This window comes from Nitrosospira multiformis (assembly GCF_900103165.1).
Taxonomy (GTDB): Bacteria; Pseudomonadota; Gammaproteobacteria; order Burkholderiales; family Nitrosomonadaceae; genus Nitrosospira; species Nitrosospira multiformis_D.
In genome coordinates this window covers 2,777,587-2,799,295 of the sequence record NZ_FNKY01000001.1, presented here as the reverse complement: position 1 = coordinate 2,799,295, position 21,709 = coordinate 2,777,587, and the positions used below count along the sequence as shown (strand labels likewise).

General features: G+C 52.9%; 16 protein-coding genes. 9 read left to right on the top strand and 7 right to left on the bottom strand.

Translation table 11 applies throughout. The features are described from left to right. Window positions 1-139 precede the first annotated feature (139 nt). The 4 genes from BLR00_RS12605 to nadC all read right to left on the bottom strand — a co-directional run bounded on the left by BLR00_RS12605 (window position 140) and on the right by nadC (window position 4,481). Window positions 140-916 carry a gamma-glutamyl-gamma-aminobutyrate hydrolase family protein gene (locus BLR00_RS12605; RefSeq protein ID WP_074633169.1) on the bottom strand — a complete coding sequence of 259 codons (777 nt, stop codon included), beginning with the start codon at window positions 914-916 and terminating at the stop codon, window positions 140-142. Between the two features lie 19 nt (window positions 917-935). After that, window positions 936-2,051, bottom strand: coding sequence for a YbdK family carboxylate-amine ligase (locus BLR00_RS12600; protein WP_074633166.1), 1,116 nt, complete (start codon window positions 2,049-2,051; stop codon window positions 936-938). Next, window positions 2,048-3,256 (bottom strand): cation:proton antiporter, encoded by a 1,209-nt coding sequence (locus BLR00_RS12595; RefSeq protein ID WP_074633163.1) that lies wholly within the window; start codon window positions 3,254-3,256, stop codon window positions 2,048-2,050. Before BLR00_RS12595 ends, BLR00_RS12600 begins: the two co-directional genes overlap by 4 nt. 364 nt (window positions 3,257-3,620) lie before the next feature. Next, window positions 3,621-4,481 carry a carboxylating nicotinate-nucleotide diphosphorylase gene (gene nadC / locus BLR00_RS12590; RefSeq protein ID WP_074633161.1) on the bottom strand — a complete coding sequence of 287 codons (861 nt, stop codon included), beginning with the start codon at window positions 4,479-4,481 and terminating at the stop codon, window positions 3,621-3,623. Between the two features lie 75 nt (window positions 4,482-4,556). On the opposite strand from nadC, the gene BLR00_RS12585 reads away from it, so the two are divergent. The 9 genes from BLR00_RS12585 to ligD all read left to right on the top strand — a co-directional run bounded on the left by BLR00_RS12585 (window position 4,557) and on the right by ligD (window position 19,266). Next, window positions 4,557-6,038, top strand: coding sequence for an FMN-binding glutamate synthase family protein (locus BLR00_RS12585; protein WP_074634307.1), 1,482 nt, complete (start codon window positions 4,557-4,559; stop codon window positions 6,036-6,038). A gap of 335 nt (window positions 6,039-6,373) precedes the next feature. Next, complete coding sequence (clpB, locus tag BLR00_RS12580; RefSeq protein ID WP_074633158.1) at window positions 6,374-8,983, top strand: ATP-dependent chaperone ClpB; 2,610 nt, start codon at window positions 6,374-6,376, stop codon at window positions 8,981-8,983. Between the two features lie 222 nt (window positions 8,984-9,205). Next, window positions 9,206-10,096 carry a 4-hydroxy-tetrahydrodipicolinate synthase gene (gene dapA / locus BLR00_RS12575; protein WP_081346761.1) on the top strand — a complete coding sequence of 297 codons (891 nt, stop codon included), beginning with the start codon at window positions 9,206-9,208 and terminating at the stop codon, window positions 10,094-10,096. An 86-nt stretch (window positions 10,097-10,182) separates the two neighbouring features. Then, window positions 10,183-11,256 carry an outer membrane protein assembly factor BamC gene (bamC, locus tag BLR00_RS12570; protein WP_074634305.1) on the top strand — a complete coding sequence of 358 codons (1,074 nt, stop codon included), beginning with the start codon at window positions 10,183-10,185 and terminating at the stop codon, window positions 11,254-11,256. A gap of 92 nt (window positions 11,257-11,348) precedes the next feature. After that, a complete protein-coding gene (locus BLR00_RS12565; RefSeq protein WP_074633156.1) occupies window positions 11,349-12,668 on the top strand; it encodes a hypothetical protein in 1,320 nt (439 codons plus the stop codon). Between the two features lie 101 nt (window positions 12,669-12,769). Further along, entirely contained in the window at window positions 12,770-13,732 is a 963-nt protein-coding gene (locus tag BLR00_RS12560; protein WP_074633153.1) for a glycosyltransferase family 2 protein, read from the top strand. 378 nt (window positions 13,733-14,110) lie between these two features. After that, entirely contained in the window at window positions 14,111-14,866 is a 756-nt protein-coding gene (locus BLR00_RS12555) for an FkbM family methyltransferase (protein WP_074633150.1), read from the top strand. Window positions 14,867-15,805: 939 nt separating this feature from the next. Further along, complete coding sequence (gene ku / locus BLR00_RS12545; RefSeq protein ID WP_074633145.1) at window positions 15,806-16,717, top strand: non-homologous end joining protein Ku; 912 nt, start codon at window positions 15,806-15,808, stop codon at window positions 16,715-16,717. Next, the gene (gene ligD / locus BLR00_RS12540; protein WP_256324145.1) at window positions 16,714-19,266 is read left to right on the top strand and encodes a DNA ligase D; all 2,553 of its coding nucleotides are present in this window, start codon (window positions 16,714-16,716) and stop codon (window positions 19,264-19,266) included. Before ku ends, ligD begins: the two co-directional genes overlap by 4 nt. Before the next feature lie 258 nt (window positions 19,267-19,524). On the opposite strand, the gene smbP is transcribed toward ligD, so the two are convergent. The 3 genes from smbP to BLR00_RS12525 form a co-directional block, all read right to left on the bottom strand. Then, on the bottom strand, window positions 19,525-19,923 hold the full coding sequence (gene smbP, locus BLR00_RS12535; RefSeq protein ID WP_074633142.1) for a small metal-binding protein SmbP: 399 nt from the start codon (window positions 19,921-19,923) through the stop codon (window positions 19,525-19,527). A 148-nt stretch (window positions 19,924-20,071) separates the two neighbouring features. After that, window positions 20,072-21,106 carry a methyltransferase gene (locus BLR00_RS12530; protein ID WP_074633139.1) on the bottom strand — a complete coding sequence of 345 codons (1,035 nt, stop codon included), beginning with the start codon at window positions 21,104-21,106 and terminating at the stop codon, window positions 20,072-20,074. Window positions 21,107-21,225: 119 nt separating this feature from the next. Then, window positions 21,226-21,699 carry a PAS domain-containing protein gene (locus BLR00_RS12525; protein WP_074633137.1) on the bottom strand — a complete coding sequence of 158 codons (474 nt, stop codon included), beginning with the start codon at window positions 21,697-21,699 and terminating at the stop codon, window positions 21,226-21,228. Window positions 21,700-21,709: the final 10 nt, after the last annotated feature.

Below are 21,709 nucleotides of genomic sequence, written 5' to 3'. Positions count from 1 at the left end.
CCTGAGATATCAACGATACGGGGCAGGTCGTGGGTTTGTCTGGCACAGGCCGTAGAGGGCATTCATCATCCGGTCGTTCGTCGCCTGGTCGAACTTGCGAAACAGGCGCATCACCGCCTTGAAGTTGGGAAATCTCGGTTCATACGCGTTGTTTTTTAGCGGCGCCAAGGAAATCATCCAATATGGGGCCTGAGTCAAGGAGTTCGCTGGCGCCGGCGTGAAACTCGGGGTGCCATTGAAATGCGACGACATAGGATTCCCCGCGCATGCGGATGGCTTCGATAATGCCATCGCTGTCGGATACCGCCTCAACCAGCGAGTCCCGTCCCAGCCGTTTGATTGCCTGATGGTGAATGCTGTTGACAAGGTGTGTTTCCGTGTCTTTGTACAGTCCGGCCAGCCTGGAATTCTCCTCGATATGAATGGCATGCCGGTGCTGGTCGTATAGCACAGGGTCTACATGTGAAATGGCATTGGGGCGTTCAGTGACAATATCCTGATAGAGGCTTCCGCCCAGCGCAACATTGATAAGCTGCAGCCCGCGGCATATCCCCAGTATGGGTTTGCGCTGTACCACACATTCCCAGAATAGCTCTATTTCGTAAAGATCCCGCACCCGGTCGCCTGACCACTCCGGCCGCGCGGGGGTTTCACCATAAGAAATGGGGCTGACATCCGCGCCGCCTTGCATCACCAGGCCATCTATTTCCTTGACATAGTCGCTCACACGCACACTGGAGCGTTCCACGCCCCCCGATTCTATGGCAGGCAGCATGAAAACCAGCGCACCGCGGCGCATGATCCAGTGGGCAACAGTCTGTTCAAGATACTGTAGGGTTTTATTGCGGAAACCTAGTTCCGCGGGTGGATGATGCAGGATACGCGGCGACAGGCCGATACGTAGCGGGCGTGTCATGTGAGGCGGCTACGTATCCTCAGTTGCTCATCCACAAATCGGCCTGCAGCTGCATGACATCGCCGAGATTGTGTTCACGCGCATAAGTCTGGCGCAACCAGCTTGTGCCGTTGCCCGTAATAAGTAGTTCACGGATACGTTCCATGGCTTCCATCGACCGTAATTCCGCGGCGTGGCCGGTGATGCGTGTCAGCATATCGGCTATATCATCGCGAATGCTGCGTTGTTCATGGGTGCGCGGATCGATAAAAATCCCTTCAAGTCCAAAACGGCAGGCCTGGAAACGATTGAACGTATAAACCAGATAATCGTCTTCCTCCGGGGCAACGCGTTGTTCCACCATAATGTAACGCGCCATTGCCTGGATATAGCAGGCAATGGCGGCGGCGATTTCAACGGTGAGCGGGGTATCGCATACTCTTACTTCAATGGTGCCGAACTCCGGTTTCGGACGAATATCCCAATAAAAATCCTTCATCGACTCGACTACGCCGGTCGTGGTCATTTTTTCGAAGAATTGTTCGAAATCATCCCAGCGCAGTACGAAGGGCGCACGGCCGCTCAATGGGAAGGAAAATACTGAATTAAGGCGCGCCGAGGCAAATCCTGTGTCATGGCCTTGCACGAACGGAGAGCTGGCTGATAGCGCGATAAAGTGCGGTATATAGCGCGAGAGCATATGCATGAGATGGAGCGCCTCATCCGGGCCGGTGCACCCGATATGGACATGCTGGCCAAATATGGTGAATTGCTTGGCCAGATAGCCGTATAGTTCGGATAGATGGTGAAAGCGAGGCGCATCAAAAATCTTCTGCTCGCTCCAGTGCTGGAACGGGTGGGTGCCACCGCCGGCGACCGCTACATTGAGAAAGCGCCCCGCATCCGATACCACGTTACGCAATGCACGCAACTCTTCGACCAACGCACCATATTCCTGCTGCACCGAAGTATTGATTTCAATCATGCTGCGGGTCATTTCCGGTTTGACATCTCCGGGATGCGGAGTTCTTTCAATCCGGCGCAGCATATCGGGGGCCGAGGAAACCAGGTTGTAATCATTGCAACTGAGCAACTGCAGTTCCAGTTCCACACCGATACTTAAGGGCCGGGACGGTGCAAAGGACATCAGGCTCATATTTTCTTCTCCGGTGTTTCCCCGGCTGACTGGAGCGCTTTTTGCACCAGAATGGGCCCCGAGAGCTCGAGTATGACGATGCAACTCATTAACACCAGCCCCATCCCTGAGCCGAAGGCAGGAAACATGGCGCTTGTATCCAGCGTCAGTAGAAGCGCAACACTGGACATGGGTGTAAGCGCGATACCCAAAGCCATGGTTTGGCGCAGGCCAATACCACTGTAATGCCCCAGTATGAGTACGGACAACAATTTTGCGGCCGAGCGTACGATAATGAGCAACAAGACCAGCAGCAGGCCCGAGCTCAGGCCCCCAAGGTCAGCCGCCAAACCATTGGCAATAAACATCAGTACCACCAGGACGGCACCGGCGGAACCAAAGTGAGGCGGAAAAGTTCGTGGGCGCTGGCGCTGGTAGCGTGTAATCAGACCGGCCGCGAGCAACACGAGGATGGGGCTGAGCTTGAGCGTTGACGCCATGATAGTCGCGAATGCAATCATGCCGAACAAGATAAAGGAAAAAGTTTCCTCATGTTGTCCTACGTAATGATGGATGCGTTCAAACGTAATACCGAACAGCCATGCCAGCAGGGCCGATCCACTGATGAGATAGAGCGGGGGCAACACGGAGTGAACAAAGCCCGTGCCAGTTTCGCCATGCATGAAAGCAACGGCCAGCTTATGAAAGATGACGGCATAGATACAATTGAGCGCGGTCATGAGCAGAAGCCGGTCAGTCACTTGACCTTGGGCGCGTGATTCGGTCACGGTGCGTACTACGATGGCGGGCGAAGTGGCAATTGCAATGGTGGCGACAACCGCCGCAGTGATGCCGGGAATATCGAACCACGACAGCAGTATAAACACAGCAAAAAAGGTGGCAATCGCTTCCAGCAGACTGGTAGCGGCAATCCAGGGATTGGCTTTAAGCCAGCGCAGATTCACTTTGCTTCCCAGTTCGAACAGCAGAATACCGAGCGCCAGATCAACCACCAGCCGCCATTCGACATCCGGCAGCTGTGGGATCAGGCCAAGTCCGCCGGGACCCAGCAGTAGTCCAATACCGATATAGCCGACGATGCGCGGCAATTTCGCGTAGCGCACCAGTGCTTCGCCCACAAGCACGGCCACCACCAGCGAAAGCGCAAGCCAGAGCGCGGGGCTGACAGATAACGGCCAGAGTGGAAGGTAACTGGACCAGGTCATGGGGGAGTACGGAAGAACAGCAGGAAGGTGCCTGTTCCAATAGCGTCGAACGTTATTTTCAGATGCATCCGGCCTCCTTTGGGATAATGCGGATGTTCGGTCTGTACCCTGAGAACCTTACGGAATCCCCAGATTGGACCCCAGCTTGTATTAATCCGGTGAGGCTGATTGCGGTGAGGTACTGACTCGATATCGGATGAGATGCCCCGGATTATAAACCATGAATGAGAAGAGGTATAACCCTGGGGGTGATTTGGAGTAAGAAGTGGGGCAATGAAATGGATCCCTCCCTCTCAACAGTACAGTATCAAAGTGTGCCGGACTGTGATTTTGATTAAATAGTCAACAGAAGGAAGAGTCCATTTCATTGCCCTGCAAAACGGGTGGAAAATCGCATCGATAAATCTACTGCGTTGATATCCTTGGTAAGGCTGCCGACCGAGATCCGATCCACCCCGGTTTCCGCTACGGCACGAACGTTTTCCAGCGTGATTCCCCCCGATGCTTCCAGTACTGTTTTCTTATTAGTCAATTGTGCGTTCAGTGCAACCGCCTCGCGCAATCCGTCGAGATCAAAATTATCCAGAAGAATCATTTTTGCCCCGGCATCGAGGGCGTTGCGCAAGTCATCCAGCGTTTCCACTTCAATCTGGATGAGTACCCCCGGAGGAGCAACTTTTTCCGCTGCACGCAGGGTCCGGTCGATGCTGCCCGCCGCGATAATATGATTCTCCTTGATGAGTATGCCATCGTATAAACCCAAACGATGGTTCGTACCGCCGCCGCATCTGACCGCGTATTTTTGTGCCAGCCGCAGTCCGGGCAGGGTCTTGCGAGTGTCCACGATCTTTGCTCCGGTTCCCGACACCGCCTCCATGTAATATCGCGTTTGTGTTGCGACCGCCGATAGTAATTGCAGAAAATTCAGCGCGGGGCGCTCCGCCGTAAGCAGTATGCGGGCATTTCCGGTTATCCGGCACAGTTCTTGTCCGGCATTAATCGCCATGCCGTCCTGTGCCAACCAACACAATTCGATTTCCGGCGCCAGATGCCAGAAACATGCTTCAAACCATTTTGTACCGCATAATACCGCGTTTTCTCGGCTGATAACGCTGGCAGTGGCAATCTCCTCGGCGGGAATCAGAAGCGCCGTGAGGTCACCCGTACCGATGTCTTCGATTAGTGCCTGGTTGACGTTATTTTTGATCGCTGTTTCCAAATCCATGAAATTATTCTGAGACCTTCTTATTATGTTTGCGGGAATGGAGTATTTTAGCCGAATGCGATGGTGGAGGGCGTTATGTCTGAGGTACTCAAGGTAGTTTCTTACGGTTTTGGCACGATCCTTGGTTTGATCCTGATCGGGATCACCGTGTTCTGGTTTATCCGGGATATAACCCAGAAGAAGCACTCCATCCTGCGGAACTATCCCGTCATTGGGCATCTGCGATTTCTCTTCGAGAAGCAGGGGGAATATTTCCGCCAATACTTCTTTTCCGGTGACAGGGATGAGATGCCTTTTAATCGCGCTACCCGGACGTGGGTGTACAAGAATGCAAAGAACGAGGGCGGTATCGTGGGGTTCGGTTCTACCAACGATCTGCGCGAGCCCGGCTCGATCATTTTCGTCAATGTCGCTTTTCCGGTACTGGAGCGTGAGCGGCTGCCGACTCCGTCGCTTACAATCGGGGACGCCTATTGCGAACATCCTTTCCATGCCAAATCCATAATCAACATCAGCGGCATGAGCTATGGCGCAATCTCGGCACCCGCCGTGCGCGCGCTGTCGCTCGGTGCGGCGGAGGCGGGATGCTGGCTGAATACAGGGGAAGGTGGGCTCGCGCCTTATCATCTGGAGGGGGGCTGCGACATCGTTATGCAAATCGGTACCGCCAAGTACGGTATTCGTAATCACGACGGCAGTTTTTCGCCGGCACGGGCGAAGGAACTCGCCAGGGTAGTCAAGGCATTTGAAATAAAGCTCTCCCAGGGCGCGAAACCCGGCAAGGGCGGGATGCTGCTGGGCGTCAAGGTGACCGATGAAATCGCTACTATTCGGGGCATTCCCGTCCACCATGATTCCATCAGTCCCAATCGTCATATGGATATCAGTAATGTGGATGAACTGCTCGACAAGGTTGCTTATATTCGCGAACTCACCGGGCGTCCGGTGGGCGTTAAGGCTGCCATTGGCGGTTGGCACTTTATCAATGAATTATGTGACGCGGTGAACCGCCGAGGTCTTGAATATGCCCCGGATTTTCTTTCCATTGATGGCGGCGAAGGTGGCAGTGGTGCCGCGCCCCAGACCCTGTTCGACCACATGAGCTTGCCCATTGCCGAAGCATTGCCGCGAGTGGTGGATGCATTACTGCAATCGGGCTTGAAGAACCGCGTACGCGTGATCGCGGCAGGCAAGCTGGTGACTGCCGCGCGGGCAGCATGGGCGCTATGCGCAGGGGCGGATTTCATCAATAACGCCCGTGGTTTCATGTTTTCACTGGGCTGCATCCAGGCTATGCGTTGCCATACCAATACCTGCCCCACTGGCGTCACTACCCATAACAGGCGTTTGCAGCGCGGCCTCGTGGTGGAAGAAAAATACTTGCGTGTGGCCAATTACGCCAGAAACATGAATAAGGAAATCGATATGATCGCCTACTCCTGCGGCTTGCATCATGCCCGCCAACTGAAGCGCGAGCATGTACGTATCGTGGAAACCGCAGGCAAAAGCGTGGCGCTCAACATCCTGTATCCTTATCCGGAAGAGCCTCAGCGTTGAACCTAAATCCGGTAGTTGACCGCTCATTTTTTAGTCTAGAACTATGATTCGTAGAGAGTTTTGTGCCATTTGATTCTCACCTGTTGGGTGAGTCCGCTACGAGGTGGACTGCACCGTTTTTGCGGCACATGGCCGCGTTGCAACTCCTTGGAATGGAACAACCATTCCGCGTCGCCGCGCCTTGCCCTGTACCCCAAAAACAGCGCATTTCACCCCGTCCAACTACCGGATTTAGGTTGAATCCGGGAAAGCAGGGATTGCTCCAGTGTACTATCTTGAAATTGGGGCTCAGCTCCCAAATATAGCTGTCATCCCTAATTGACCGAGGAAATCTCATGCGTTTCGACAAGTTAACCACCAAATTTCAGCAGGCGCTCGCCGATGCACAGAGTATCGCGGTGGGCCAGGATAATCCCTATATTGAACCGCAACATCTGTTGCTTGCGCTCTTGCAGCAGGAGGACGGCGCGACGACTTCACTATTGCAACGGGCTGGTACAAACGTTCCGCCCCTGCGCGAGGCATTAAAAAAAGCGATAGAACGTTTACCCAAGGTGGAGGGCACTGGAGGAGAAATCAATTCCTCACGCGAGCTTGGCAACCTGCTCAATCTTGCCGACAAGGAAGCGCAGAAACGGAGTGATCAGTTCATCGCATCGGAAATGTTTTTGCTGGCGGTATGTCAGGACAAAGGTGAAACGGGAAATTTGTTAAGACAGCACGGCGCCAATCGAGCAGCGCTGGAACAAGCGATCAGCGCGGTGAGAGGAGGCGAGAACGTAGGCAGCGCGGAAGCCGAGGGCAGCCGTGAGGCCTTGAAGAAATATACGCTTGATCTTACCGAGCGCGCACGCGCGGGCAAACTTGATCCGGTCATCGGGCGTGATGATGAAATCCGCCGTACCATTCAGGTATTGCAGCGGCGCACCAAGAATAATCCGGTTCTGATTGGCGAGCCGGGTGTGGGCAAGACCGCCATTGTTGAAGGCCTGGCGCAGCGCATCATCAATGGTGAAGTACCGGAAACTTTGAAGGACAAGCGGGTGCTCTCGCTGGATATGGCTGCATTACTGGCTGGAGCCAAGTACCGTGGCGAATTCGAGGAACGCCTGAAATCTGTTTTGAAGGAGATTGCCCAGGCTGGAGGCAGTGTCATTGTTTTTATTGACGAGCTTCATACCATGGTGGGCGCGGGTAAGGCGGAAGGCGCCATCGATGCGGGAAATATGCTCAAACCCGCGCTGGCCCGCGGCGAGCTGCATTGCGTGGGCGCCACCACACTGGACGAATATCGTAAATATGTCGAAAAGGATGCCGCGCTGGAACGGCGTTTCCAGAAAGTGCTGGTGGATGAGCCGACAGTGGAAGCGACCATTGCTATCTTGCGCGGATTGCAGGAAAGATACGAGCTGCATCATGGTGTCGATATTACTGATCCGGCCATTGTGGCTGCGGCTGAACTCTCTCACCGCTACATCACCGATCGCTTCCTGCCGGATAAAGCCATCGATCTGATCGATGAGGCGGCGGCAAGAATTCGTATGGAAATCGACTCGAAACCGGAGTCGATGGACAGGCTCGACCGGCGTCTTATCCAGCTCAAGATCGAGCGCGAAGCGGTCAGGAAGGAAAAGGATGAAGCCTCGCAGAGGCGCATGAATTTACTGGAAGATGAAATAATGAAGCTGGAGCGCGAGTACGCCGATCTGGAAGAAATCTGGAAGGCGGAAAAATCGCAAGTGCAGGGTTCTCAGCATATCAAGGAGGAGATGGAAAAGGTCAAGCTGGAGATAGAAGCGGCTACGCGAAAAGGAGATTGGCAAAAAGTTTCGGAACTGCAGTACGGCCGTATTCCACAATTGGAAGCCCAATTGCAATCGCAACTCAACAACCAGGAGCGCCAGAGCGGAACGCCTGGGCAAAGCGGTGTGGAAAATAAGCCAAGGTTGCTTCGCACTCAGGTGGGTGCGGAAGAAATCGCTGAGGTGGTTTCCCGCGCGACCGGCATCCCCGTTTCTAAAATGATGCAGGGCGAGCGTGAAAAACTTCTGCATATGGAGCAAAAACTGCATGAACGGGTGGTGGGCCAGGATGAAGCGGTTCGCCTGGTATCTGATGCCATCCGCCGCTCGCGAGCCGGGCTTTCGGATCCCAACCGGCCTTATGGTTCTTTTTTATTTCTTGGACCCACCGGCGTGGGTAAAACGGAGTTGTGCAAGGCACTGGCGGGGTTTTTGTTCGATTCCGAAGATCATTTGATTCGCATCGACATGTCCGAGTTTATGGAAAAGCATTCGGTTGCGCGATTGATCGGGGCGCCACCCGGTTATGTGGGTTACGAGGAGGGGGGCTACCTTACCGAAGTGGTGCGCAGAAAACCTTATTCGGTGATTCTGCTGGATGAAGTCGAGAAGGCGCATCCCGATGTATTCAATGTCCTGTTGCAGGTTCTCGATGACGGGCGCATGACTGATGGCCAGGGACGCACTGTGGATTTTAAAAATACGGTGGTTGTCATGACCTCCAATCTCGGTTCGCAAATGATCCAGCAAATGGCGGGCGACGATTACCAAGTCATCAAGCTGGCGGTGATGGGCGAAGTGAAAACCTATTTTCGTCCTGAATTCATCAATCGTATCGATGAGGTGGTGGTATTCCATGCGCTGGATGAGAAGCACATTCAATCCATCGCGCGAATACAGTTGCAATACCTCGAAGCGCGGCTGGCAAAGCTCCAGATGAACCTGAACGTATCGGATGCCGCGTTGGCGGAACTTGCCCAGGCTGGTTTCGACCCGGTTTTTGGCGCTCGTCCGTTGAAGCGCGCGATTCAGGCACAGATCGAGAACCCGTTGGCAAAAGAAATACTGGAGGGCCGCTTTGGCGCCAACGACGTCATCACCGTAGATTGCCGAAACGGAGCGATGGTTTTCTCGAAGGCATGATCCTGAATCGGGCAGTTGACTGATCATATTTCATATAGAAGCGCGGGATTGGACAGCGCAGGGGATGCCGCGACTACGTTACATCCCCCATGCGAAGTCCGCATCCCGCTGCGGATTGTCCTTTTCGGATTCGTCCGATAGCGATGCGCGGCATGATATCGCGAATATTCTTGGGAGTTGCGAGATTCAGGTAAAATATCGCTTTTTTGCCGGATAGATGTCATGCGTAGTGTGGAAATGAGAGGTAGTCTGGTCGCTATTGTTACGCCGATGCACGAAGACGGCGGACTGGATCTGGAGCGTTTCCGCGCCCTGATTGATTATCATGTGCGGGAAGGAACCGACGGCATCGTGGTGGTTGGCACTACGGGCGAGTCTCCAACAGTCGATTTCGATGAACATCGACTCCTCATTAGCATCGCGGTGGAGCGTGCTGCCGGGCGCATGCCGGTGATTGCCGGTACGGGTGCGAATTCCACGCGGGAAGCGATCGATCTGTCGGTCTACGCGAAAGATGCGGGTGCGGACGCGAGCTTGTCTGTGGTTCCTTATTATAATAAACCCACTCAGGAAGGTTTATACCGGCACTTCCGGGCAGTGGCGGAAGCGGTGGATATTCCGCAGATTCTGTACAATGTGCCCGGCAGGACGGTGGCGGATCTGGCCAATGATACCGTGCTGCGGCTCGCCGAGATTCCCAATATTATCGGCATCAAGGATGCGACCGGTGACATGGGGCGTGGCTTTGATCTGTTGTGCAGGGTTCCGCGGGATTTTTCGGTTTATAGCGGAGATGATGCAAGCGCCCTGGCGTTGCTGTTACTTGGCAGTCACGGCGTGATTTCGGTCACTGCCAATGTTGCGCCAAAGCTGATGCATGAAATGTGCATCGCGGCGCTAGCGGGGGATCTTGCCGCGGCCCGTGCCGTCAACGCCAAGCTGTTGAGGCTGCACCAGGATTTATTTATTGAAGCCAATCCGATCCCGGTAAAGTGGGCAGTCGCTCAAATGGGGTTGATAGGTCCCGGCCTGCGTCTGCCTTTGACGTCACTGTCGGATCAATATCATCAGATTGTCAGAGAAGCGATGGATCAGGCTGGGATAGTCCTATAAATGTGCGGGTGAAATTTGCGATCCAGAGGAGTTGAGTGTTACACATAAGATGGCGGATAGCGGTTGCGTTATGCCTGGCGGCAATGATGGCAGGCTGTCATATACTGCCGGAAGCAAAAAAAATCAATTACAAATCGGCGGGTAAGCTTCCGCCACTGGAAGTGCCGCCTGATTTGACCGCGCCCGGTACGGATGAGCGTTATGTTGTGCCCGATATCAATCCATCGGGAAGCGCGACCTTCTCCGCTTATAACAAAGAGCGCAACAAGCAGCCTGCTGCTGGTGGTGGTGGCACTTCTGTTTTACCTGCCTCTCCGGATGAAAACGTGGTGCGCATGGAACGTTCCGGGACTCAGCGCTGGCTGGTGGTAAGGGGGGAACCGGAAGCAATATGGCCCGTTGTAAAGGAGTTCTGGCACGAATTGGGTTTTCTCATCAAGATAGAAATGCCGGCAACCGGCGTGATGGAAACCGACTGGGCGGAGAATCGCGCCAAGATTCCGGATGATCTTATTCGCAACGCTCTTTCCAAAATTCTGGATACATTATATTCGACCGCCGAGCGTGACAAGTTTCGTACCCGTCTGGAACGGGGGGAAGGGGGCACCACCGAAATTTATATCAGTCATCGTGGCATGGACGAAGTGATGGAGGGCAATGTCCGCACAGTATGGCAGCCCCGTCCGCCCGATCCCGAGCTGGAAGCCGAGATGCTTGCCCGTCTGATGATGCGCTTTGGCGTTGAGGAAGAACGCGCCAGAACAGCGTTGGCTAATTCCGGCACTGTCCAGGAGCGCGCCCGCATCGACCGTGAAAAGGGTGGGATACTTACCTTGAACGAGCCATTTGACCGCTCCTGGCGCCGCGTTGGATTGGCGCTTGACCGTATCGGCTTTACTGTCGAGGATCGTGATCGTTCCCAAGGTATTTATTTCGTGCGCTATATCAACCCTGATGCGGATAATCGTACTGGCGGCGGTATGCTTTCGAAACTTCTCTTCTGGCGCGACGATGCCAGCGACAAGCCGGATCAATACCGTATCCAGCTTAGCGAGGCGGAAGCAGGCAGCGAAGTCAAGGTGCTTAATAAGGACGGTGAGCCGGAGAAATCCAATACCTCGGGGCGAATACTGAATCTCCTCTATGAACAGTTGAAGTGATCGATATCAAATTCCATTGCGTACCGCATGCTCTGTAAACGGGAACGGATGCATCTCCCGAGAAAGAGAACCCTCTACTAAAATAGCGGAACATGAAAGCCCTGTTTTTTCTCCGTCATTATAACGACATTGATCATATTACCCCGGTGATCTACAAGTGGATTGATTCGGGGCATACGTGCGATATTGTGCTGATAGGCAAGTCGCGGTTTCGCAATGACTACCGCATTGAATTTCTGCGCAAGCTCAATGGCGTGCGCATGGCCCACATCAGAGACCTGTTGCCGCCGGTTGAATTTGCCCGCTGGTTTCTGCAGACGCTGCTACTGATCCGCAGCTTGCGGCGCCCTTTCATAGGCCCGATCATGGCGGCACTGGCGAAATCATATGACGCCAAGCAACGCGCACTGGTATGGCACAGTACCGCCCAACGCCTGCTAACCCGCAGCTTTGGGGACGCACAGGGAGGTGTGGTGGTATTTGACTGGATCGAAAGAAACTCCTCCATCTGCCTGGAATGGGTCAAGATAGTCCTCTCGACAGCGCGCGCCATGGGACTTGGCACCGTATCGCTGCCGCATGGAGACAGCCCGCATGCGAGCCAGTTGATCCGGCGGCGAGAACTGCGCCTGGAGCCTGATACCACCTTTGCCAATGCGGGGATATTCGACAAAGTGGTAGTGCCGAACGAACTGTGCTCGGTGCGTTTTCGGCCCTTCATGGACAACCAGAAGCTGGCCGTCCTGGGCTCGCCGCGCTACTGCGACGAATGGCTCGCCAAGCTGGCCACCCTGATGCCGCCCTCGCCGCTGACCCGCTCCGACAGCCGGCTCAAAGTCGTCATCTTCCTGAGAAAGAGCAACTTTTCCACATTCTGGGAAGAAGTGGGTGAAGTGGTGCGCATCGTGGCCGGCTTCCCGGGCGTAGAGCTGATCATCAAACCGCACACCCGCGGTGGCTGGCAGCAATCCCTGACCAGGGATGCCTCTCTGCGGCGTTTGCCGAACGTGAGCGTGGCCGGTGACATCCACTCCATCTACCTCATGAACTGGGCGGACGTCATCATCGACCTGGCCACCTCGGTGGTATTTGAAGCGGTCAAAGCCAAGAAACCGGTGCTGGCGGGGGATTACCTGCATGCGGGACGCTCCGCGCTGGCGGAATATCTGCCCGAGACGGAACTGCGCTGCCGGGATGACGTTTACCGGCAGATCGAAGGATTTCTTAGCCACGGCTGCGACAATTTTTACATTGAAGCGCACCACCAGCGCTTTGTGAAGGAAATGATCGATGTGGGAGACCCGGACGTGCTATCCCGCTATGTGGCGTTGCTGGAAGGGCAAGGGCGGCCACCAGCCAGCCAGGATCAGTCTTGTCCGGACGAACGTGCCGTGAATCTCGCCGTTGGATGACCTCATGACGTGGCCGGGAGTCCCGGTTTCACAATGGGCGCGTGTAATTGCTCCTAAGGCAAGGCATCTTGAAGAAATGCCGTTGATGGTTTGCCAATGAGATGAATACACGGCTATCGTTGTCTATCGCTTTAGCTACGTACAATGGTGAGCGCTATCTCGCGGAGCAGCTCGACAGCATCATTCGCCAGACCCGGCTGCCGGACGAACTGGTGATATCCGATGACGCCTCGGTTGATGCGACACGCGCTATCGTACTGGATTTTGCCCGGCATGCATCTTTTCCCGTACGGTTGCTGATTAACAGCGAGCGCCTTGGCTCGACGCGTAATTTTGAAGTTGCCATAAGTGCCTGCGACGGCGACATTATTTTTCTATGTGATCAGGACGATGTCTGGTACCCCAACAAGATTGCGCTCATAGAAAAGCGTTTCATGGATGATCCAGGGGTGGGCGTGGTATTTACGGATGCGGATGTGGTCGACCAGAATCTGCATCCATTGGGATTGCGTCTATGGGAGGCGGTGCGATTCCGTCCGTGGGAGCAGATACGGTTCGAGGCCGGCGATGCGTTCTCGGTGCTGCTCAGACGTTACGTGGTAACCGGCGCGACCATGGCTTTTCGCTCCCGTTACCGGGATCTTTTGCTGCCGATACCTGACATATGGGTGCATGACGCCTGGATCGCTATGCTGATGGGCGCCACGTCAAATTTGGCTGCTCTGCCCACACCACTGATCGCTTATCGTCAACATGGTGCAAATCAGATTGGCATCCCGCGCCCGGGCCAGAATCGGGGCAGGACCTGTGCCGCGGTTCATGGCCCGCAGGTTCTCCGCTATGAAAAAGCGTTGGAGCACTTACTGGAATTGGGCAATCGTTTTCCCGAGAGCGGACACAATATTCAGCGTCTTGAAGGGACACTCAATTTTTTGCGCGCGATTGCCGCGCTGCCCGACGCGCGCTGGCGCCGGCTGCCTGGTGCGCTGCGTGAGCTCGTCGCACTGCGTTACCATCGCTATGCCAAAGGATTCAGAAGTTTTTACCAGGATTTGACGCGCTAGTTGGGAGATCCCCTGGCCTTGCTGCGGGGTCACATCAAAAATATTTGGATTAAACCTAAATCTGGTAGCTGACCGTTCATTTTTTAAATTAGTGTTATGATCCATAGAGATTTTGTGCACCACTTTACTTTTATCGTTAGGGTGAGCTTGCTAGCGGACGAACTACTCGGTTCTTACGGCACATGGCCGTGCTCCAATCCCTTGGAATGGAATGATCATTCCGCGTCGTTGCGCCTTGCTCCCGGCACCGAAAGAACCCGCATACTCCACCCGGTCCAACTCCCGGATTTAGGCTGGAAGGAATAAACCAGCTATTTTTCCAGCATTAATCCACCTTTCACTTATGACTTCACGGTTACCAACAAGGGCCCATTTTTCATGAATATTCTGTCAGGATTTCTTGCGGCACTTTATGGTATGAGTGGCGGCTATACGAAAGTCAACGTCAAAGGCCAGTCCATACGTATCGCGGTGGACAATGTGCGGACGCTTCAACGAGCAAAAACATATTCCATGAAGGAGCCGGATACGCTGGATTGGCTTGATACCTTTGAACCCAATTCGGTTTTTTTTGATTTGGGCGCGAATATCGGGCAATACTCGTTATATCCCGCGAAGAAGTTTGGCGACGCCATCCAGGTGTATGCCTTTGAGCCCCAATGCATCAATTATTATCTGCTCAACAAGAATATATATCTCAATAAACTTGAGAAGAATATTACCGCGTATGGCGTTGCCATATCAGGGGTCAGCGAGTTCTCCAAGTTGTATATTCCGAAATTCAGCGCAGGTGGGAACCGTTCGCAGTTCGGGAAAGAAGACTTGAAGACCATGAAACGACCGGCCAGCCATATCCAGGGCATGTTCGGTGTAACGCTGGACGATTTATGCGACAAGTGGGGGCTGCCCTGTCCCAACTATATCAAGATAGATGTCGACGGTATCGAGATCCCCATTATTAAAGGTGCGGGGAATACCCTCAGAAACCCGAATGTCAGATCTGTGATCGTTGAACTGGGAACTCCTGAAGAGCAGGAGGAAGCGGTAAAGCTGTTGGAACAGGCAGGCTTCAAAGTGAAGTTCAAAACTACCAGAAATTGGGGGGAAACCTGTTTTATATTTGAAAGAGCCTAACCCTGCCGGACTTAAAGGAAATCAGCTGGAAAGCATCTGGCCGGTCCATATGCTTTTCCAGCCAATAAGAGCGGCTATCCATATAGGCTAGGGAATGCAGAAGCGACTCGGTAATCGCCCGAGATTTCAGAACATTTTCCAGCAAAAACGGTATCCATCGACATCACATATTCCAGGTTTAGCTTTCATGGATCGATCGAAGATCCGTTCGGCAAACCCCCCGTTTTTTCCCTTTATACATCCAGGCTCGTGCCACATAATCTATGGAACGAGCTTCAAATTTGCCATCGGCGCGCTTCTGAAGACTGCCCGGACGTTACTTCATGGGTAGGCTGCCCACTGACTACGCATTACTTTCCGTTTTACGCACGCCATGGATATTGAGGGTGGCCAGTGCAATCTGAAGACCCAGAACTGCAAAAGCTTGTACATGCCACCCCCAGATAACCCATAAGAGATTACTAAGGAGAGAAAGTAAAAATCCAGCGTGGCGTTTACCTTTGGATTGAGAAGTCAGCATCCAGACAGACAGTATGTTGATCACCATTGCAGGCCATTGTATTAGGGAAAAATAATCCATATCAGTTTGTATTTCTCATGAGTGTGTGTTTGATCAAATGACGGGTGAGACTCTCTCCGTCAACCATTCTTGATTGTTTTAAAGCATGATACAAGGGGCTCGCCGGTGGTATTCAAGGAATGAATCGCCACTGACGGTTAATCGAATATAGATCCATGATAGCCGGTCCGTGTGCAATCGCACATACAATGAAAGGAATGTAGGGAAGAATACACTTCCGGGTATAGAGTGAGTAGCCAGCACCGGTTGTATACCGGCGATGGCGGATGCTTCGCGATTCTCCGGAAAGCTCTGCCTATAAAAGTTAATTCCAAATTACGAAACGGCATAATTTTGAATTATTTTTTCTGGCATAAATCATGACTACCTCAGGTAATCGGACCTTATGGAAAGGCGCTATCAGCTTCGGACTGGTGCATATACCCGTAGCGCTTCATTCCGCAACGTCGGAGGAGGGGCTTGATTTCGATTGGCTGGATAAACGCAGCATGGATCCGGTGGGTTATAAGCGTATTAATAAAAGAACAGGTAAAGAGGTCGACAAGGAAAATATCGTCAAGGGAATCGAATATGAAGATGGCCAATATGTCATTCTGAGCCAGGAGGAGATATCGGCAGCTTATCCAAAGGCTACGCAAACAATCGAGATCGAAACATTTGTCTCTCATACGGATGTCCCATTTCTATACCTGGAACGCCCCTATTTTGTAGCGCCGATCAATAAGGGCGCCAAAGTCTACGCGCTTTTACGTGAAGCCCTTCACAAGACTCAGCGTATTGGTATTGCGCGTGTGGTCATTCAAACCAAGCAGCATTTGGCTGCGCTCATCCCATCAGGTCCGGTGCTGGTATTGAATTTGCTGCGCTGGGGTAATGAAATTCGCAGTTGGGAAAATTTGGATCTTCCCGCTGAAGGCATGAAAGCATCAGCTATTACTGAAAAAGAATTAAAAATGGCCGAGCAACTGATCAATGATATGAGTTTGGCGTGGAATCCCGAAGAATATCGGGATTCCTTTAAGGATGAGATCATGAAACTCGTACGTCAAAAGGCGGAAACCGGCGATATCCAGTCTGTGGTTCAACCTGAGCAGGCGGAAACATCCGCTGGCGGGGCGCAAATTCTCGACCTTACCGAACTGCTCCAGCGAAGTCTGAGAAAAGGGGGAGCCAAGGACGATAATCATGACGAAACGTCAGTCAGAAAATCTGTGAAGGATATGCACGTATCAACCCGAACCGGCGGGGCACCCAAGCGCCGTACTATATGAGTATGGCGCTGCGGAATTCACTCAAAGCCTACCGGGACAAACGTAATTTTTCAGTAACACCCGAACCGGACGAGACTGGTAAAGACGCCGAGGCAAATGAAGCGGCGTTGTCGTTTGTCGTGCAGAAACACTGGGCAACCCGGTTGCACTATGACTTCAGACTGGAGCTTGATGGAACAATGAAAAGCTGGGCCGTTCCTAAGGGGCCCAGCTATGATTCCAGCGACAAACGGATGGCAATTCATGTTGAGGATCATCCTGTTTCCTACAACCGCTTCGAGGGCCGAATTCCAGCCGGACAGTATGGGGCGGGTAAGGTTATCATTTGGGACAAGGGAATCTGGGTTCCTCTTCAGGATCCCCGCAAGGGCTATAGCGACGGCAAGCTGAAATTTGAACTTCGCGGACACAAACTGAAAGGTCACTGGACGCTGGTTCGCATGAAAGGCAAGGAGGAGGGAAAACAAGAGCCCTGGCTGCTTATCAAAGAGAAGGATGAGTATGTTCGTTCATCCAAAGAGTACAGTGTTGTGGATGAGTTGCCCGATAGCGTCGCCGGACTGGAATCTCATCGTTTAAAAAAAGCTACCAAGCCAGCGGCAGCCAGTGCGACGGAAAAACAGAAATATGCCGCGGGCCTGCCTGAAAACGCCGTTAAAGCCACTCTTCCTCCAACCCTGCAACCCCAGCTTGCAACGCTTGTGGATAGCCTTCCTGCTCAATCGGCCGATTGGGTATACGAAATCAAGTTTGACGGTTATCGAATACTATGCAGGATCGAGGGTAAGAAGATTCAGTTGCTCACGCGTAACGGTAACGACTGGTCCCATAAGCTGCCTGACTTGGTAAAGGCATTGGGCAAACTGGGTCTGAGATCGGGGTGGCTGGATGGTGAAATCGTTGTGCTGGACGAAAACGGCATTCCGGACTTCCAGGCCTTGCAGAATGCCTTCGATAGCTCGCGGACGCAGGGCATCGTCTACTATCTGTTCGATATTCCGTTTTATGACGGATACGATTTGAGGGGTGTTTCCGTCACCGAACGCCGTACATTTCTGAAAACATTCTTTGAGAAATCGACTCCGGACCCGGTGCGCTTCAGTGAAACCTTTGATGCCCCGGCCGGTGATATCGTTGCGTCGGCATGCCACATGGGACTGGAAGGCGTTATCGGTAAACGCAAGACCTCGACGTACGTCTCCCGCCGTTCCTCTGACTGGATAAAACTCAAGTGTGGGCAACGGCAGGAATTCGTGATCGGAGGCTATACCAGTCCACAAGGCTCGCGCGTAGGACTAGGTTCGCTTCTGCTCGGTTTTTACGATGATGACAAAAAGCTCCAATATGCCGGCAATGTGGGTACGGGCTTTAGCGATAAGACGCTTCACGAACTTAAAGCGAAGTTAAAAGAAATCGGGTCAACGTACAGTCCTTTCAACGAAGCCGCCGATATCGATCGGAAGGCCCATTGGGTTATGCCGACGCTCGTAGCGGAGGTTTCCTTCGGCGAATGGACGCGGGATGGCCGGATACGTCACTCGGTTTTTCATGGTTTGCGTACCGATAAGAAAGCGGCGGCCATTACACGTGAGAAGCCGGTTCATCCCATTACAGAAAAACCCGCGATAATGACTTCAATTCCCCCCTCTTTGCGAGTTACTCATCCCGAGCGCGTAATCGATCCATCCACTGGATTCACCAAGATGGAACTCATTCGCTATTATTCGCTGGTTGCCCCTTTAATGCTGGAGCATCTTGAGGGAAGACCGGTATCACTGGTGCGCGCGCCGGACGGTATTACGGGCCAGTTATTTTTCCAGAAACACTGGGAGAAAGAGAATATGCCGGGGGTTAATCAGCTCGATCCAGCGCTGGATCCCGGGCATGAGCCATTGCTTGAAATTTCAACGGCTGAAGGCCTGCTGTCAGCCGCTCAAATGAACGTGATCGAATTTCACGCCTGGAATGCCACAAAGAATGCCATCGGCAAGCCCGATCGAATAACATTCGATCTCGATCCCGGCGAGGGGGTGACGTGGAAGCTTATCCAGGAATCAGCACAGCTAGTTCGCGTATTTCTTAACGAGTTGGGATTAAGGTCATTTCTTAAAACCAGCGGAGGAAAAGGTTTGCATATTGCCGTTCCAATCAAGAGGCTGCGCGATTGGGACACGGTGAAAGATTTTTCTCAAGCGATTGTTCAGCATCTTGCCAGAACGATCCCGCAGCGCTTCGTGTCAAAAAGCGGACCGCGTAACCGTGTTGGAAAGATCTTTATTGATTACCTGCGCAACGGTTTTGGTGCTACTACCGTGTCTGCCTGGTCAGTTCGTGCCCGCGAGGGTTTGGGTGTATCCGTGCCTGTGGCATGGGAAGAGCTGGAGTCGCTTACGAGCCCCAGCCACTGGTCGGCCTCCAATATTCATGAACGCCTCGATAAAGGTAATGAGCCTTGGGCAGACTATGACGCCACCCGGCAGTCGATATTGCCGGCGATGAAAATATTAGGATTCAAACCGGGCGGAGGGGCATCCAGTCAAGCCGAGTGACATTAGAATAAGAGGACGACTAGGGCCTGTTAACACTTATTTTGCACCCGCGTTTTTTGTGCGCAACCCGAAGGGACGGGACGGATTTCATCCAGCCTTTCGTCACTCGCCGCTTACGGAGGCCTGCTCCGCCGCGCGGCTCATGCCTCGTACTGGATGAAATCCGTCGCCGTCGCGAGTGCAAAATAAGTGTTAACAGGCCCTAGTTGCTGCGATCCGGGTGAGCGTGCACGGTGAGCTGTTTTTTTGGGGGCCTGCTTATTTGGATTGCTCTTTCTCACGCAGATGAGTGGAAGCTCTCTCCACAGCTTCAACAGCTTCCTGGGTATGGCCTTCTTTAGCTTCCTCAATGGCTTCCTCGATTTCTTCGAAGGCTTCTTTATCGTGTTCCGCCTTCTGATGCTCGCCGTATATGGGTTTCTGAAGATTGGTGTAAGGGTGATCCTTGTTCTGCTCGATCAATTCCTTTCTGGCTTCTTCGCTGTGGCTGAGGATACCTTTCGTACTACCTTCCTTTCCACTCTTAATCGCCTCTTCCAAATGTTCCTTGGCCTTCTTGCCATGGTCCTCTTCCGCATGAACCAGCCCGATACTGATCGCAAGGGACAGCAGAACCGTTACTATGCCGTAAGTCAAAGTTTTTATTGAATCAGTCATGATGAGTTGATTGGAGCAGGTTTGATGTTAGACCGTTAGACCGTCGAGTCCTGGGACTGTTTCAATTTCGTGAGACGAATGCCGCCCGAGGGTCCGGATGGCAATATTTGATCGTACGTTAACGGAAATTTCAGAGGGTATAGGGAGCTTAAGGCTTGATACCGGTAACAATAGAGTAATGCCCGAAAGCGGGGTAGGCCTGTATGTCATCAAATCCCGCATCCCTCAGCATTTTCGATAATTCGGGGCCTGAGTATGACGCCCCTTCCGTCCATCCCATCATGAGCATGCTATACGCCGCAGGCGCAAAAGGACCGGTTTTTTCGTCATTATAGATTACGTCATGGATGATAATACGTCCACCGGGCTTCAGACTCTTGAAACTTTTCTCCGTGAGAAACTGACCTCTTTCCGCGGGCCAATCGTGGTAGATGTTGGAGTAGAAATGGAGATCGGCTTCAGGAAACGGGTCGTTCCACATGTCGGCAACATGGGTTTTTATGCGGTCCTGTAAGTTGTGCCGGGCAATGAACTCTTGAGCTACCTCACATATCGGATCCAGGTCCAGAACCAGCGCATGTAAACCCGGCAATTTCAACGCTGCTCCGATCGAGTGAGCGCCTGAACCCCCGCCAATGTCGAGCATCATGCGATGACGGTCAAGTTCCAGGGTACTTGGCCACGTAGTGGCCAACGTCATGCTGATGCTGTGCATCCCACGGGTGAATCTCCGCGCAAGCTCCGCCTGCTCGTCATGAGACTTGTAGATATCGCCGCCCCCATAGGCCTGAGGAGAATTTGTGAGTACCGCCTGTTCCAGGCTTGCATAGGAAAATACCTGGGAATTATCGATCATCATGTCCCAGAAGAAACCGAAATAGTAGGGGCTCCTTTCGAGAAGGTAGTCTTCCGAGCGTGCGGTAAGAGAATAACAGCCGTTTTGCAGTGAAAGAAAACCCAACGCCGTGGCTGCCGTCAGGATAGCCTCGGCCGGGCGGCGCTGAATGCTCAGCATGTCGCAGATCTCGGGAAGTGTCCGGCCTCCCTCTTCAAGCAATGCAAAGACCTTCAACCTGTGGGCTATCAGTAGCGCCGGATATCCGTAAACCGCGAACGCGACATCCCATAAAGGCCGGTCGTCCGACCGGGGCTGTTGAATGTTTGCAGACGTTTCCTGAGCCATAAAAACCTCTTAATGTAGTTGAATAACCCGGCTATACACATTCATATGAAGGCACTCATGCGAGTTTGACCCGTACGCTGATTTTTTGTCTGCATATACTTTGATAACGTACCCTGGTATCAGGGCCTTGGCAATAATGAAGCCAGTAATCGCCGAGTATCCGCTTCCTGTCGCATGCTAAGCTTGGAGATCATTTCACGGTTCCGGTTTACGTCATACTGGATGCCGAGATAATAAATAAGTCTTTTCTCTCCATCGAGAAGCGGGGTGAGCGCCAGATGGTTAAAAAAAAGTTCTCCATTCTTTCGATAATTGCGAATCGTGACTTCGACAGGCTGGCAATTTTCGATCGCCTGCTTTATCGCAAAACGCGCTTCCTGATCCCGATCATTCCCTTGCAGAAAACGGCAGTTGCGTCCGAGAATCTCCTCCTGGGAATATCCTGTCATGGCCGTGAATTGACTGTTCGCATAAACGATAGGCATATCTTCCTGATCCGGATCCACCAGCGTGATGCCATTAATGGAGCCATCCAGTATTTGGGATAGGATTTGAGGAATCAATCCGGGGTCTTTTTCAACCACAAAGGTCATTTTCTTCTCC